This is a genomic window from Prevotella nigrescens (genome assembly GCF_031191185.1).
Lineage (GTDB): Bacteria > Bacteroidota > Bacteroidia > Bacteroidales > Bacteroidaceae > Prevotella > Prevotella nigrescens.
In genome coordinates this window covers 281,725-295,961 of sequence record NZ_CP133465.1, presented here as the reverse complement: position 1 = coordinate 295,961, position 14,237 = coordinate 281,725, and the positions used below count along the sequence as shown (strand labels likewise).

The window sequence follows — 14,237 nt, the reverse complement described above, 5'->3', positions numbered from 1 at the left end:
ACTTTTTCTATATACCTTTGCACCACTTAAAATAAAATATAAGCCCAGATGGCGGAATAGGTAGACGCGCTGGTCTCAAACACCAGTGGAGCAATCCATCCCGGTTCGAGCCCGGGTCTGGGTACTACAAATCCCTTGTAAATTATTGATTTACAGGGGATTTTTCTTTTTCAACATGTACTAAAAGTGTACTATATAACAAGGCTCAGTAGAAAAGAGGTGTGGAAATTTTCTTAATTAATATATTTTTCTTTCCTTTGTATTATGGAAGAAAAATACCTATATCAATTAGCCGAATTCGTTTTACCATGCGATGTCTTACATTATTTCTCTATTGTTAAGATAGAGTCTAATAGTTCTTTGTTACGCATTTATCTTGATGAGAAGATGGAGAAAGAACTTTGCGATGATCTTCATTTTGAATCTAAAGGCTTTATGGATGCCGTCGAGGTGACAGACTTCCCGATTCGGGACCATAAGGTCATATTGGTTCTTCGTAGACGTCGATGGATAGATATTCGTACGGGTAAGAGTTTCTCTCTTCCCTTGCAGATTGATATTACAGCCTCCGGGACTCGTTATTCCAAAGAGTTCGGAGCTTTTTTAAAAGAAACGTATGGAGACATCCCCAGTGACCTGCCGTACACTTGAGAAATTCTATCATATCAATGGACATAGTTTTGAGAAACAATATAAGGAAACATTAAGCGGTTACAGGTCCTGGGAGCAGTTGCCTCATGCACAGAAGTGGCTTCTCTTTGAGGATAATATTGGCAAAAACTTAGCTATAGACGAGACATCCTTGTCCAATGGTGAACTCTATACGATTGTGACTAATAGGGATAAACATGGCAGGGAAAGATGTCTTGTAGCTATTGTTGCAGGAACCAAGTCTTTGGATGTCTGCAAAGTGTTGGATAAGATAGATGAAAAGAAGCGGGAAGAAGTAGAAGAGGTCACCTTGGACCTATCCGATAGTATGCGTAAGATAGTAAGACATTGTTTTCCAAAAGCTAAACGAGTTGTTGATCGCTTTCATATACAGAAACTTGCAAGTGATGCCGTGCAACAGATGAGAATAGAGTACCGCTGGTCTGCCTTACAGCAAGCAAATGACGAGAAAGAGAATGCAAAGTTAGAAAACAGACCCTATCAACCTGTGACTTTTGAGAATGGAGATACGCGTAGTGAACTGCTGGTAAGAAGCAGGTACCTGTTATTCAAATCATCAGAGAAATGGACTGATGAGCAGAAGCTAAGAGCCAAGATACTATTTAGTCCTCCCTTATAAACCTAATATTCCGCTGATTCATAGTATATTATACTTTAAATTATTTGCTCATATCTGCAAGTTTTTGTACCTTTACATTATAAATCTTGCAGATATTTATGCTTAAACGTACATCCAAACAGCTTTCTATGTTCTCTTCTTTAGAGGACATGCTTAGCCATGAACATCCCCTTTTCCAACTTAGTAATAAGATTAATTGGGAATGTTTTGAAAATGCTTTTTCTCCATTGTATTGCAGCACTAATGGTCGCCCTGCCCATGCTATTCGCTTGATGTGTGGTCTTTTAATTTTAAAACATTTGCGTAATGTGTCAGATGAAATGGTGGTTTCTCAATGGAGCGAGAATGCTTACTACCAATATTTCTGTGGTGGACTTGAATTTATGCCAAAAGAGCCCTGTGACGCTTCTGAGTTAGTTCATTTCAGAAATCGTATAGGTGAGAAAGGTATGGAGTTAATATTAGCCGAGAGCATCCGCGTTAATACTGACCATGATAACGAAGACCATTTTGATACGGCTTTCATTGATTCTACCGTGCAGGAGAAGAATATAACCTATCCTACAGATGCGAAGTTGCATAAAAAGATAATCAAAAACGTTCTGAAGATAGTTCATGACAATTGTCTCCCTCTACGACAGAGTTATACGCGTACCTTGAAAGGAATTTACCGTTCCCAACGTTTTCGTAATCATCCCAAGAATCGTAAGAAAGCTCTTAAGGCAGATAGGCAACTGAAGACCATAGCAGGTAGATTAGTAAGAGAGCTAGAGCGTAATCTTGTGGGAAGGAAAGGATATGAGAAGATGTTTGAGCTATACCTTAATTCCGCAGCATTATTCCTTGTGAGGTACTTTTATATATTGAAGTGACATTTTTGGGCTCTATCCATTGATATGGGGATTTTCTGGGATTTTTGGTTCTTGCATAGACATGAAATCCCCCACCCAAACCAATGGGGAATGTGAGAACCACAAAGACATGCTGTTTATTCAAGGAATACCTCAGAGTAGTATGCTTTATTTGTATATAGGTTCAGAACGTTCCGCCTTCCTGTTCGTACCCATTTTGCTGGTACACTGACAAAATGCAGGATAAAGGCTTTCAGCCTGCTTGTCTTTTTCAATGGCTTGACCTTCTCGCTGATATGACGGACGAGATAGAGATAGAAGTTTTTCAGCATGGCGGTAACCATCATGAAAACCATGTTCTCAGCCATAAAGGAAAATGGCAGATGTGCCCAGCCGAAGTCATTGTTCTGTATGTCGAAGTTCTTTTCGCTCGCTCCACGTTCATTGTAGAATGTAATGATGTCCTTCTCGGTAGATGTCCGGTTGTTGGTAAGGATACAGCGGTATGTGTATATCACTCCGAACATATCCGTCTGTTCCCTGCCGTGCTTGTCTTTCAAGGGAGTACGCTGTACGACAAGCCTGTATGACTTTCCTTCGATGAGGTCGTCCATGCTGACGGAGGTGACATCGCACCTCTCATAACCAACCTCAACGCTCTTCCATTCTTCCAGCTGGCGGAAGTCCTCACACCGGCTGCCGCAGTTGGCAGCACGTATATAGAACGTGTTGCAGCGCGGCTCTACGGTCTGGATGATTTCCTTCGAGAACGACCCGCAGTCGGCACGGAAATGCTCTATCACAACACCAAGTTCGGAGGTCACACGGTCCATAATGCGACGGAGCGTGTCCTCCTGATGGAATTTCACATTGGTGTTCCCGTCACGGTTCTCACCTCCGACTATGATGCCCCCGATGGAAGCCCAGCCTGGGAAATAACCATGATCCTGCTTGTAGGAATACTTTGCATCGAACTTGCGGGATGGAATAAACTGGTGGTCAAAGTCCAAGTCAACATGACTGCCCGCCTTTATAAGCCCCATTCTACGTATCATCCGTAAAAGTAAGGTGTTCAGCTTCTCTGCAGTATTGAAACTATAAGACTTGCCTGATGTCTCGCTCTTGTAGATAATGTTCTCTTCGGCAAGCTCCTTCAGTCCACATCCCACGGTGTCGGCACCGGGTAATAGCGTGTCAGGCCTCTGCTTGAACTGCCCTATAAGCGCATTGATGTCCTCAAGGCATTCTCCACCACAAAGGTAACTGAAGAAGAGAGAGCCGAAAATGCTTCCATGGCTGAATGCCTTGCCACTGCTTCCGCGTCTGCCCAACACGGATTCGGTAAGTTTTTCAAAGCCCAACTTTGAAAAAACATCCATAATGTGATAAATTCCTCCGAAAGAAGTGATATTCTCGTTTTTAATTGCTACCTTTGTCATGTCAGATTTTTGCTTACTTGTTATGTTTGTTGCACTAAGATTAGGTGAAAATTCTGACATATCCAAGTGTTTTGAGGACTTTGTTTCTCAGGCACTTGGATTTCTTAAAAGATTTTATGCTGCGGAATTGAGGCTATATTACAGAGTTCTTTCTCAGAATAGGAAGTCAAAGAACAAAGTATATTCTCTGCACGAACCAGATGTAGTTTGCGTCAGCAAGGGTAAGGACCATAAGCAATATGAGTTTGGCAATAAAGTATCTATTCTTCGCTCATGGTCAGGACTTATTCTTGGTGCATGTTCTTTTAGGAATGAATATGATGGGCATACTATCGAAAAGACGCTAGAACAAACCCAAAGGATGACAGGAAGGCAGGTTGATAAGTTAGCAGGAGATAGAGGGTATAGAGGTATAAGGCAGATGGGGCAGACAAAGATACTCATCCCAGACACTCCTAAAGCTAAAGACAGCTACTACCAAAAGAGAAAGAAACACAAACTATTTTGTAAACGAGCTGGTATAGAGCCAACGATGGGACATCTTAAAGCAGACCACCGATTATCTCGCAACTTTTATAAAGGTGTGAAAGGAGATGCTATCAATGTATTATTAGCTGCGGCAGCATATAACTTCAAAAGAGCTATGAGAGTTCTTTTGTACCTTATAAAAAGAATCAGCATAAAGCTTGTCAGTACAAGCTTTATGCTGAAATATAGTTTTTAAGGAACGACTATTTAGACACTATATCCCAGAACATAACTTTTAATATTTTGTTTTTACAAAGTTCGACAAATAACTTTGCAACCTGGTTGCAAAGTTATCTTTGAGAATAAAAATGGCTGGATACTTTTAATTTGGTTATCGAAAATACATATTAGAGAATGTAATACACAAATAGAATGTAAATATAATAAACCAACATCATTTTAATTATTTATGAAGAGAATTTTACAAATCTTCAACTTGAAAAACTCACCTATAAAACAGGCAAAGTATTAAAAGAAAAAAATGTAATTACAAAATGACGAAAATATAATTATAAAATTAAAAATTATAACTAATATTTTTTATTTAGTAATTATAAAAAGTCGAACTATCTTTGCTTCTCAATAAACTATTTTGAATAAAAAGAAAGAATTACCTTGATGTATAATTAAGTACTATGAAATATTGTCAAATACCTACTTATCATGTAATATTAAGAAACTTAAGTTTACAAAGATTACTTGCTATATTGACCAAAATTATAACTCCTAATATTAAAGCCCTCTCAACTTCTGTTTAAATCTACTAATAACTAATAAACAATGTTTGTTTGAAATAATATATTATCTAATTTAGCTATTCATCATTTTAAAAATTATTTGATATCACTAGTGTCCACTAAAAGTGGACCTAATCAAAATTAAATAATAGCGGTTCATTTAAACCGGTTCGTTCTTTGTCATTATTGAATATAGTTTTGTCAAAAAGTTCTCTCAAAGGAGTCTTATCAGTTAATGAGATGCTAAGTATCTGTAACACTTCATAAGTACTCCTTTCGAGTTTCATGTCATGTTGGATAATAGCTACCAGGCAATAAGCAGATATTGCAGAATAGATTTGTATCCTAACAGCATTTTCTGTTGTTCCCCAGAATTTCTTAACCTTGAGATGCTGCTTGAGCCATTTGAAGGAAAGTTCGACTTGCCACCTGTTTTTATATAGGTTTGCAATCTGCAGTGCTGAGAGATGTTTAGCGTTAGTCAGATAAGTAAACTCTCTGTTCAACTCTTCATCCCAGTACTGGACAAGCCTGAGCGATTCAGGATAGTATTGGTGAGGATAATATCCTGTCAATTCGATTTCAGCATCCGAGAGTATGTTTTGGGGAAGTCTACGGCTCCATTTAACACACTTATACTGGAGGTTCTTCTTGGATCTGACCACAAAGAAAGAGTCTAATGTCTTGATTCTATAGAGTCGTTTAAAGTCGTTATAACCTCGATCAAAAACATAGTATGAGCCTATTTCGTAAGGGATTACGTCCATTGCGTTGACATCATTCACTTTAGCACTCGTGATGTGGAAGAATGTTGGTATTTGAGTCTCAATGTCGTAGAGGGTATGTATTTTAATACCACCTTTATGTTTGCGAAACCTTGCCCACCAGAATACATCCATACACAAATCTATCGTCGTAGAGTCGAATGCATAGATATTACCATCTAACTTAAAGATATCAACGGCACGTTTACGTCTAGCTTCATCAACAAGAAAATAAGCAAAATCCTCAAAGATACGATAGTCTCGATTCAGATTTGCTTTGGCAAGATTGCTCTTTGTCACGTGTTTACCAAATCCTAGGTGATAACTTTTCTTTTGGTGAGTATTGATAGCTACTATTAGGTCACGAAGACTTTCTCGATTACTAAGCTGACCAAATATGAGGGTAAGCAACTGATTCCAGCAACTAAAGAACTTCACATACTTATCACCTCCGTATTTACGTACGAGATAATTGAAGTGGTTTCTGTCAAGAAATGAGACTAACTGAGCGAAAACGTATTTATCTTTGTGCATATGCAGAAACTGATGATACTCTGCAAAGGTACAAATTCAAATCCGTTGACTCGAAAAAACTTTATAACCAGCTATATTTCAACTATTTCAAAGAACAATTACTGATTTTTAGTGGACGGCAGTGTTTCCAAATACAAAGATAAAAAGAGGAGTTTAGACACTTTCATAGAATACTACCACGTGATAAACTCTCTTGGTTAATTATTTTTCGAAATAAAATTATTATATTTGCATTGCAATAATCCTGGTAATCTATTCATCAGGAGAAAAACAATATTAGTATCTTATGAAATTTTACAAATAGGTATAAAGAATACAAAACAATAAATATGGATAATAATATTACAGATTTAATAAAATCAACTCCGAATATTTTAGGAGTAATTTATCAGGATTTGGCGCAACCAAGTGTTAAAGCGGTAGGAAATGCATTGGGTACAGTCTTTGAATTTAGTACTTCTTTTTTATTGCCAGTAAAACTATTAAATGAGAAGTTTAAATTGAATTTCAAGAAGCGTTTAAATGAATATAAAGAAAAACTAGAAGAAATACCTGAAGATAAACGTTGTGAGGTGCACCCACAGATAGGTACTCCTATAATTGAAAAACTTTCGTATACCACAAATGATGAAATAGCCGATATGTTTACAACATTATTGGCAAATGCATCAAATGCTGATATGGTAAATAATGCACATCCTTCATTCGTTAATATGATAGAACGAATGTCTCCCGATGAAGCAAGAATATTAAGCTATCTAAAGGATAAAATTGATATCCAGTATTGTAATTTTTACGGTGATGCAAAAGATGGGGAGGGGTATGCGACACTTGTTGACCATGAAACACTTTTAAGGAATGAAATAGAATTCAATTATCCTCAAAACCTCAATGCATATTTGGCTAATTTTATCAGCTTAGGTATTATAATAGACAAGGCTGGCATTTTTAGAATAGATAAAACTATTTATAATAAGATTAGAGATGAAGTCAATTTGAAAAAACTTGAGGACGCACTTGTTCCTCAAACTTATAAATCTATTACTGTCGAAGAAAGTTATTATGAGATTACTGATTTTGGAAAGTTATTTATAAAAGCTTGTATTAAATAATCGTATGTTTTCTTATGGGAGTAGTCGATAATTAATAGAGATAAGTATAGATTCTTATCTCCAAAGGCTATTGACCTACCTATTAATTAGTCCTCCCTTATAAACCTAATATTCCTCTGATTCATAGTATATTATCCTCTAAATTATTTGTTTATATCTGCAAGTTTTTGTACCTTTACATTATAAATCTTGCAGATATTTATGCTTAAACGTACATCCAAACAGCTTTCTATGTTCTCTTCTTTAGAGGACATGCTTAGCCATGAACATCCCCTTTTCCAACTTAGTAATAAGATTAATTGGGAATGTTTTGAAAATGCTTTTTCTCCTTTGTATTGCAGCACTAATGGTCGCCCTGCCCATGCTATTCGCTTGATGTGTGGTCTTTTAATTTTAAAACATTTGCGTAATGTGTCAGATGAAATGGTGGTTTCTCAATGGAGCGAGAATGCTTACTACCAATATTTCTGTGGTGGACTTGAATTTATGCCAAAAGAGCCCTGTGACGCTTCTGAGTTAGTTCATTTCAGAAATCGTATAGGTGAGAAAGGTATGGAGTTAATATTAGCCGAGAGCATCCGCGTTAATACTGACCATGATAACGAAGACCATTTTGATACGGCTTTCATTGATTCTACCGTGCAGGAGAAGAATATAACCTATCCTACAGATGCGAAGTTGCATAAAAAGATAATCAAAAACGTTCTGAAGATAGTTCATGACAATTGTCTCCCTCTACGACAGAGTTATACGCGTACCTTGAAAGGAATTTACCGTTCCCAACGTTTTCGTAATCATCCCAAGAATCGTAAGAAAGCTCTTAAGGCAGATAGGCAACTGAAGACCATAGCAGATAGATTAGTAAGAGATCTAGAGCGTAATCTTGTGGGAAGGAAAGGATATGAGAAGATGTTTGAGCTATATTACAGAGTTCTTTCTCAGAATAGGAAGTCAAAGAACAAAGTATATTCTCTGCACGAACCAGATGTAGTTTGCGTCAGCAAGGGTAAGGACCATAAGCAATATGAGTTTGGCAATAAAGTATCTATTCTTCGCTCATGGTCAGGACTTATTCTTGGTGCATGTTCTTTTAGGAATGAATATGATGGGCATACTATCGAAAAGACGCTAGAACAAACCCAAAGGATGACAGGAAGGCAGGTTGATAAGTTAGCAGGAGATAGAGGGTATAGAGGTATAAAGCAGATGGGGCAGACAAAGATACTCATCCCAGACACTCCTAAAGCTAAAGACAGCTACTACCAAAAGAGAAAGAAACACAAACTATTTTGTAAACGAGCTGGTATAGAGCCAACGATAGGACATCTTAAAGCAGACCACCGATTATCTCGCAACTTTTATAAAGGTGTCAAAGGAGATGCTATCAATGTATTATTAGCTGCCGCAGCATATAACTTCAAAAGAGCTATGAGAGTTCTTTTGTACCTTATAAAAAGAATCAGCATAGAGCTTGCTAGTACAAGCTCTATGCTGAAATATAGTTTTTAAGGGATGACTATTTAAAAACTGATGAGCTTCGTCAATGAATACAATTATTGAACTATCTTTATAAAGTCCTTTTCTTGCTTCATTCAATAAATGGTTCCCTATTGCATTTACCAATATTTCTCTTACTTGATAATCAAAACTCACTTTTGAAAAGTCTAATCGAAGAATACTATGGTTCGTATCTTGTATGAAGTTTTGTATACCCACTCGCAAATCTTTCGCATTGGGAATGGTCTCTTTTCTAAACCCAAAAATCTTATTATATTCGGATGTTGACATCACATTATTTATACGAGATATTAAACTGATACAATTGGAAACATCTGTTTCGTTTCTGTCTCCCCACAATGAAGAATTATTTCTGTCAGAATCCCAAATACATTCATTTGTAATCTGCGCTGCAAGAAGATTAAAATCGAAATTACATGATTTGTCTTCTATATCCACAATATGATTGTAATAGAAGACTTCAAATGATCGTTTTGCTTTTTTTGCTTTGTAGATATTCCCTACAATCGAAATTCCTTGTGGGTCTTGTTTATAATATGAAGCTAATTCTGTATTTGTGTCAAGTTTTGACATTTTCAAAGATCTTATGGCTTCCATCAGTTTTGGTACTTGTGTTTTAGAAGATGGATGTAGCAAATAGTACAATTCATCGATAGACAAATTTGTATAATCAAAAATGTAGTCTCCAGTACCTAATTCTATGTTTTGTATATTATTAATATTAACGTGAGTTCGATGAATTCAAAACAATGCAAGTTGTGTATCAATAGTCCTTTGCAGATTTATGCACGGCTTCTTTGGAAACAGACAATAGGCAGCAATAGCCCCTAATAAGTTGACGATGAAATTGTCAAAGCATCTATGTCTGGAGTGTTCCACTTGTGCAATGTTCTTAAGTTCATCATTCACCGTTTCTATAATGGCTCTTTTTCTGAGTAAAAGTCTGTCTGAAACACTCATTAAAGCTCCTTTCATGTTACTTTTCAATTTGGTAATAAGTTGTATTCCGTCAACAAAAAGCCTTTGAAAGAGGTTCTTGCCGATGTATCCCTTGTCACCGACTAGCTTACCATATATAAAATCTATGAATGCTTTGTACTCCAAAGGTTTACGGTCATCAGCATCTCCCGGCGTTATCATAAAGTTGAGAAGCTCTCCTTTCTCATTGCAAATCAAATGCAACTTGAAACCGAAGAACCAACCCATGGAGCATTTTCCTCTTTGAGCTATGCCTTTGAAAACCTTGTGAATATGTATTCTTTGGTTTTTGCAGACACGCAGTGGTGTGCTGTCAACGAAGCTTATGCCCGTACATTTGCCCAACAGGACCTTCTTGATAAACAAGGTTAAGGGTAGGCTACCTCCCTTTCCAATTCTACTAAACGGTTATAAGAAACAACATTGGAAAACAGATGGTGAAGATGCTTGCATACTTTTTCAAGATAGAAATGTTTAAAGCAGCGATAACCGGAGCCGTGGAAAAGAATCATTATCAGCATGACTTCAGCCTTTGACATTGTAGAATTTCGATGATATTTTCTTTTTTCAGTAGCTTTTAACGTATATTTTGCTGTCATTGCATCAAAAAACTTGCAGAAGTCATCTGCCATACAAAAGATTTCAGTAACTTTGTCTTCGGTGATCATAGCGATTTTTGTTTGTAATTGTTTGTATGTTAGCGCCTTAAAGTTACAACAAATTTCGCTAATCACCAAATTTATAGGCACTTACAATTCGTCGAACTCACGTTAATTTTAAAATCCTACTTATATTAAATACTAAATCGGTCATTGAAATTGACAGAGTGTCTATTCCTGATGATCGATGTGGAATAAAAAAGTCTGAAAGCAAATGCCTCCAGACTTTTCCCTTTTATTTTGCAGAGATTATTTTAAAATCCCCATTTTTCTTATTTCGGTTTATAGAAGTTTCTTGCTGAGCTGTTCAAGCATATCTACGGTCATACTCTTGAGGTCGTACTTAGGCTTCCAGTTCCATTCGCTGCGGGCGCAAGAATCGTCCAAACGGTCGGGCCAACTGTCGGCAATACCTTGCTTCAATGGGTCTACATCGTAAACCATCTCAAAGTTTGGCTTGTGTTTCTTTATTTCTGCAAATATCTCTTCCGGCTCGAAACTCATGGCAGCAACGTTGAAACCATTGTGATGGATAAGCTTTGTCGGGTCGGCTTCCATTAAAGATATTGCAGCGTGCAATGCATCGGGCATATACATCATATCCATGTAGGTGCCTTTCTTGATAGGACAAACAAACTTTTCACCTTTCACTGCTGAATAATAAATATCTACAGCGTAATCGGTTGTACCACCACCTGGAGGAGTTACGTATGAAATAATACCTGGGAAGCGTACCGAACGTGTGTCTACGCCGTACTTCTTCTGGTAGTAGTCTGAAAGCAACTCGGTAGTTACCTTAGAAACTCCGTAAATTGTGCCTGGACGCTGAACAGTGTCTTGTGGTGTCATGTCGTGTGGTGTACTTGGACCGAACGAACCAATAGAGCTTGGTGTGAACACTGCGCACTTGTTTTCGCGGGCAATTTCGAGAATGTTCCATAAGCCGTCGATGCCAATCTTCCAAGCCAAGCGTGGTTTTCCTTCTGCCACAACCGAGAGCAATGCAGCAAGATTGTAAATGGTGTCAATGTTGTACTTCTTCACCACGGCTGCTATCATTTCCGGATTTGTAACGTCGCACTCTGCCGATGGACCACCTTCGAGAAGTTCGCCCGTAGGTTCTGCTCCTTTTATGAAACCTGCAACAACGTTGTTGCCACCGTAAATGCTGCGCAATTCTCTTACAAGCTCTGAGCCTATCTGCCCTGTAGAGCCAACAACTAAAATATTTTTCATATTATTATTAAATAGATTTTATCGTTTTGTGGCACAAAGTTAAGTACTTTTTTGATTAATTTAGAAATTAGAAGTATTAATGTTGTATAAAAAAGCAGTTTCCCTACAAAATAATTAGTATTTCAGTTCCTTTTCTCAAAAAATATGAAGACCTTTGTATGCGAATAATTAAAAACTTTATGCTATGTATGGTAAAATGAAACAACATCTCTGCGATTCACTCGCAGGACTTAAAGATGCAGGTCTTTACAAGGAAGAACGTATTATTGAAGGACCACAGCAAGCTGAAATCTTAGTGAAGGGAAAGAAGGTACTGAACTTCTGTGCAAACAACTATCTCGGCTTGTCTAACCACCCACGCCTTATAGAAGGTGCGAAGAAAATGATGGACAAGCGTGGCTTCGGCATGTCTTCAGTACGTTTTATCTGCGGAACACAAGACATTCATAAGGAACTTGAAGCTGCCATTTCCGATTACTTCAAAACAGAAGATACTATCCTCTACGCAGCTTGTTTCGATGCTAACGGCGGTGTATTCGGCGCATTGTTCAACGAAGAAGACGCTATCATTTCTGACGCATTGAACCACGCTTCTATTATAGACGGTGTTCGCCTCTGCAAGGCTAAACGTTACCGTTACGCTAATGGAAACATGGAAGAATTGGAGAAATGTTTGCAGGAAGCACAGGCTCAACGTTTCCGCATTGTTGTTACCGATGGTGTTTTCTCTATGGACGGCAATGTTGCTCCGATGGACAAGATTTGCGATTTGGCAGAAAAATACGATGCACTTGTTATGGTAGACGAAAGCCACTCTGCAGGTGTGGTTGGCGAAACTGGACACGGTGTTAGCGAACTTTGCAAGACTTACGGTCGTGTTGATATTTACACAGGCACACTTGGCAAAGCATTTGGCGGTGCACTTGGTGGTTTCACTACTGGTCGCAAAGAGATAATAGATATGCTTCGTCAGAGCAGCCGTCCTTACCTCTTCTCAAATTCGCTGGCTCCAAGCATTATCGGTGCAAGTCTCGAAGTTTTCAAAATGCTGAAAGAAAGCAACGAATTGCACGACAAGTTGGTTGAAAACGTAAATTACTTCCGCGAAAAAATGATAGCTGCAGGTTTCGATATTAAACCTACACAAAGTGCTATCTGCGCTGTTATGCTCTACGATGCGAAACTCTCACAAGTTTACGCTTCAAAGATGCTCGAAGAAGGCATCTACGTTACAGGTTTCTACTATCCAGTAGTACCAAAGAACGAAGCTCGTATTCGTGTTCAGATTTCCGCAGGGCACAATCGTGAACAGTTAGACAAGTGCATTAACGCTTTCATTAAGATTGGCAAGGAACTTGGTGTGCTGAAATAAAAGGTTAATAAATACAACTCTTTCATTTGAATTAAATTATGTTCGGGGCGCACTATATTGGTGCGCCTCTTTTTTCTTTTCTTTTATTTCAGAATATAAACACTTTCTGCCCTTACTTCTTCCGCACAATTGTCAGCCCATCGCGCAAAGGCAGTATTACATTTTCTACCCGAGTGTCGTTTGCTACAAAGTCGTTGAACTTGCGAATGCCTTGCGTTTGATGGTCGTGTTCGTAAGCCTTATCGGTAACGTGTCCGTCCCACAGCGTATTATCGGCAAGAATATAACCTCCAGGACGCAACATTTTTAGCACGGTTTCGTAAGTTTCCAAATAAGTTCGCTTGTCGCCGTCCACAAAAACCATATCGAAAGTAATGCCTAACTTTGGTGCTTCTATATTAGCATCGCCAATGCGAAAGTCTATTTTGTCGGCTACTTCACACCCTTCTATCCACGGACGTGTAAAATCTTCCATCTCGTCATTTATTTCAAAAGTATAGAGTTTGCCGTCGTCTGGCAGACCTTCAGCAATACAAATGGCAGAATATCCGCTGAACGTTCCCACTTCCAATACGTTTTTGGGCTGAACCATTTGTACCAACATTTTTAATAATCGCCCTTGCAAATGCCCACTTGCCATTCGTCCGTGAATGGTGTGTATGTTGGTTGCTCGGTAAAGTCGGTACAAATAGCCGCCTTCCGGGGCAATATGGTCTAAAATGTACTTATCTATCTGTTCGGTTTCCGTCATTTGTTTGCCTTTTTGCTTTTAAGAATTGGCATTTATAGTTTTCAAAGCTTCCACTGCAAGCCTATAACTGTCCATTCCAAATCCCTGAATAGTTCCAATACAAGCAGAAGCTATCATAGAATGGTTACGATATTCTTCGCGACTATTTACATTACTTATATGTACCTCTACAACGGGCGCGGCAATAGCCCGAATACAGTCTGACAGTGCTATACTTGTATGCGTATATGCCCCAGCATTCAGCACAATACCATCGTAAGCGAACCCCACTTCCTGCAACTTGTTTATAAGTTCGCCCTCTACGTTGCTCTGATAGTACTCAATGTCTACATCAGCATACATTGCACGCAATTTTGTCAGATAGTTTTCCATAGGCATTTTGCCATAAATACTGGGTTCTCGTTTGCCTAACAAATTAAGGTTTGGACCATTAACTACGATTATTTTCATATTACACAGAAATTATT

The 14,237-nt window shown here is 38.2% G+C and carries 10 protein-coding genes, 1 tRNA gene and 4 pseudogenes; 8 read left to right on the top strand and 7 right to left on the bottom strand.

Translation table 11 applies throughout. From position 1 onward, the window contains the following. The first annotated feature begins 42 nt into the window (after nt 1-42). From RDV52_RS03345 to RDV52_RS03330, 4 genes and pseudogenes are all read left to right on the top strand, one after another. Nucleotides 43-124, top strand: a tRNA-Leu gene (locus RDV52_RS03345). A gap of 140 nt (nt 125-264) precedes the next feature. Next, complete coding sequence (locus tag RDV52_RS03340) at nt 265-651, top strand: ISAon1 family transposase N-terminal region protein (protein ID WP_004367083.1); 387 nt, start codon at nt 265-267, stop codon at nt 649-651. Beyond that, nucleotides 617-1,276, top strand: a pseudogene (locus RDV52_RS03335) (ISAon1 family transposase); the annotation flags it as partial. The gene RDV52_RS03340 and the pseudogene RDV52_RS03335, both read left to right, overlap by 35 nt. 113 nt (nt 1,277-1,389) lie before the next feature. After that, nucleotides 1,390-2,112, top strand: a pseudogene (locus RDV52_RS03330) (IS5 family transposase); the annotation flags it as partial. 167 nt (nt 2,113-2,279) lie between these two features. On the opposite strand, the gene RDV52_RS03325 reads toward RDV52_RS03330, so the two are convergent. Continuing rightward, the gene (locus tag RDV52_RS03325; RefSeq protein ID WP_115098582.1) at nt 2,280-3,581 is read right to left on the bottom strand and encodes an IS1380 family transposase; all 1,302 of its coding nucleotides are present in this window, start codon (nt 3,579-3,581) and stop codon (nt 2,280-2,282) included. A 130-nt stretch (nt 3,582-3,711) separates the two neighbouring features. Between RDV52_RS03325 and RDV52_RS03320 the strand changes: the two are divergent. Next, nucleotides 3,712-4,305: pseudogene (locus RDV52_RS03320) on the top strand (transposase); the annotation flags it as partial. 672 nt (nt 4,306-4,977) lie between these two features. Here the strand turns inward: RDV52_RS03320 and RDV52_RS03315 are convergent. Beyond that, nucleotides 4,978-6,144 carry an IS4 family transposase gene (locus tag RDV52_RS03315; RefSeq protein ID WP_004367087.1) on the bottom strand — a complete coding sequence of 389 codons (1,167 nt, stop codon included), beginning with the start codon at nt 6,142-6,144 and terminating at the stop codon, nt 4,978-4,980. A gap of 329 nt (nt 6,145-6,473) precedes the next feature. Between RDV52_RS03315 and RDV52_RS03310 the strand changes: the two genes are divergently transcribed. Continuing rightward, entirely contained in the window at nt 6,474-7,256 is a 783-nt protein-coding gene (locus RDV52_RS03310; protein ID WP_004367088.1) for a DUF4393 domain-containing protein, read from the top strand. A 201-nt stretch (nt 7,257-7,457) separates the two neighbouring features. Continuing rightward, nucleotides 7,458-8,765 carry an IS5 family transposase gene (locus RDV52_RS03305; RefSeq protein ID WP_115098583.1) on the top strand — a complete coding sequence of 436 codons (1,308 nt, stop codon included), beginning with the start codon at nt 7,458-7,460 and terminating at the stop codon, nt 8,763-8,765. Here the strand turns inward: RDV52_RS03305 and RDV52_RS03300 are convergent. From RDV52_RS03300 to RDV52_RS03290, 3 genes and pseudogenes are all read right to left on the bottom strand, one after another. Next, nucleotides 8,652-9,371: an ATP-binding protein gene (locus tag RDV52_RS03300; protein ID WP_172606452.1), complete on the bottom strand. Its 720-nt coding sequence runs from the start codon at nt 9,369-9,371 to the stop codon at nt 8,652-8,654. The two genes, RDV52_RS03305 and RDV52_RS03300, sit on opposite strands and share 114 nt — an antisense overlap. 144 nt (nt 9,372-9,515) lie before the next feature. Beyond that, a pseudogene (locus RDV52_RS03295) lies at nt 9,516-10,420 on the bottom strand (IS982 family transposase). 273 nt (nt 10,421-10,693) lie between these two features. Next, nucleotides 10,694-11,647 (bottom strand): NAD-dependent epimerase/dehydratase family protein, encoded by a 954-nt coding sequence (locus tag RDV52_RS03290; protein ID WP_004367091.1) that lies wholly within the window; start codon nt 11,645-11,647, stop codon nt 10,694-10,696. A 184-nt stretch (nt 11,648-11,831) separates the two neighbouring features. On the opposite strand from RDV52_RS03290, the gene kbl reads away from it, so the two are divergent. Continuing rightward, nucleotides 11,832-13,019: a glycine C-acetyltransferase gene (gene kbl / locus RDV52_RS03285; protein ID WP_004367092.1), complete on the top strand. Its 1,188-nt coding sequence runs from the start codon at nt 11,832-11,834 to the stop codon at nt 13,017-13,019. Between the two features lie 112 nt (nt 13,020-13,131). On the opposite strand, the gene RDV52_RS03280 is transcribed toward kbl, so the two are convergent. After that, the gene (locus tag RDV52_RS03280; protein WP_004367093.1) at nt 13,132-13,770 is read right to left on the bottom strand and encodes an O-methyltransferase; all 639 of its coding nucleotides are present in this window, start codon (nt 13,768-13,770) and stop codon (nt 13,132-13,134) included. Nucleotides 13,771-13,788: 18 nt separating this feature from the next. After that, nucleotides 13,789-14,220 carry a type II 3-dehydroquinate dehydratase gene (aroQ, locus tag RDV52_RS03275; protein ID WP_004367094.1) on the bottom strand — a complete coding sequence of 144 codons (432 nt, stop codon included), beginning with the start codon at nt 14,218-14,220 and terminating at the stop codon, nt 13,789-13,791. Between the last annotated feature and the right edge of the window lie 17 nt (nt 14,221-14,237).

What these genes read in the sequence shown, in the direction of transcription:
- RDV52_RS03340 (WP_004367083.1), top strand. Translation starts at nt 265, where the DNA reads ATGGAAGAAAAATACCTATATCAATTAGCCGAATTCGTTTTACCATGC.
- RDV52_RS03310 (WP_004367088.1), top strand. Translation starts at nt 6,474, where the DNA reads ATGGATAATAATATTACAGATTTAATAAAATCAACTCCGAATATTTTA.
- aroQ (WP_004367094.1), bottom strand. Translation starts at nt 14,220, where the DNA reads ATGAAAATAATCGTAGTTAATGGTCCAAACCTTAATTTGTTAGGCAAA.
- RDV52_RS03305 (WP_115098583.1), top strand. Translation starts at nt 7,458, where the DNA reads ATGCTTAAACGTACATCCAAACAGCTTTCTATGTTCTCTTCTTTAGAG.
- kbl (WP_004367092.1), top strand. Translation starts at nt 11,832, where the DNA reads ATGTATGGTAAAATGAAACAACATCTCTGCGATTCACTCGCAGGACTT.
- RDV52_RS03290 (WP_004367091.1), bottom strand. Translation starts at nt 11,647, where the DNA reads ATGAAAAATATTTTAGTTGTTGGCTCTACAGGGCAGATAGGCTCAGAG.
- RDV52_RS03280 (WP_004367093.1), bottom strand. Translation starts at nt 13,770, where the DNA reads ATGACGGAAACCGAACAGATAGATAAGTACATTTTAGACCATATTGCC.
- RDV52_RS03315 (WP_004367087.1), bottom strand. Translation starts at nt 6,144, where the DNA reads ATGCACAAAGATAAATACGTTTTCGCTCAGTTAGTCTCATTTCTTGAC.
- RDV52_RS03325 (WP_115098582.1), bottom strand. Translation starts at nt 3,581, where the DNA reads ATGACAAAGGTAGCAATTAAAAACGAGAATATCACTTCTTTCGGAGGA.
- RDV52_RS03300 (WP_172606452.1), bottom strand. Translation starts at nt 9,371, where the DNA reads ATGGAAGCCATAAGATCTTTGAAAATGTCAAAACTTGACACAAATACA.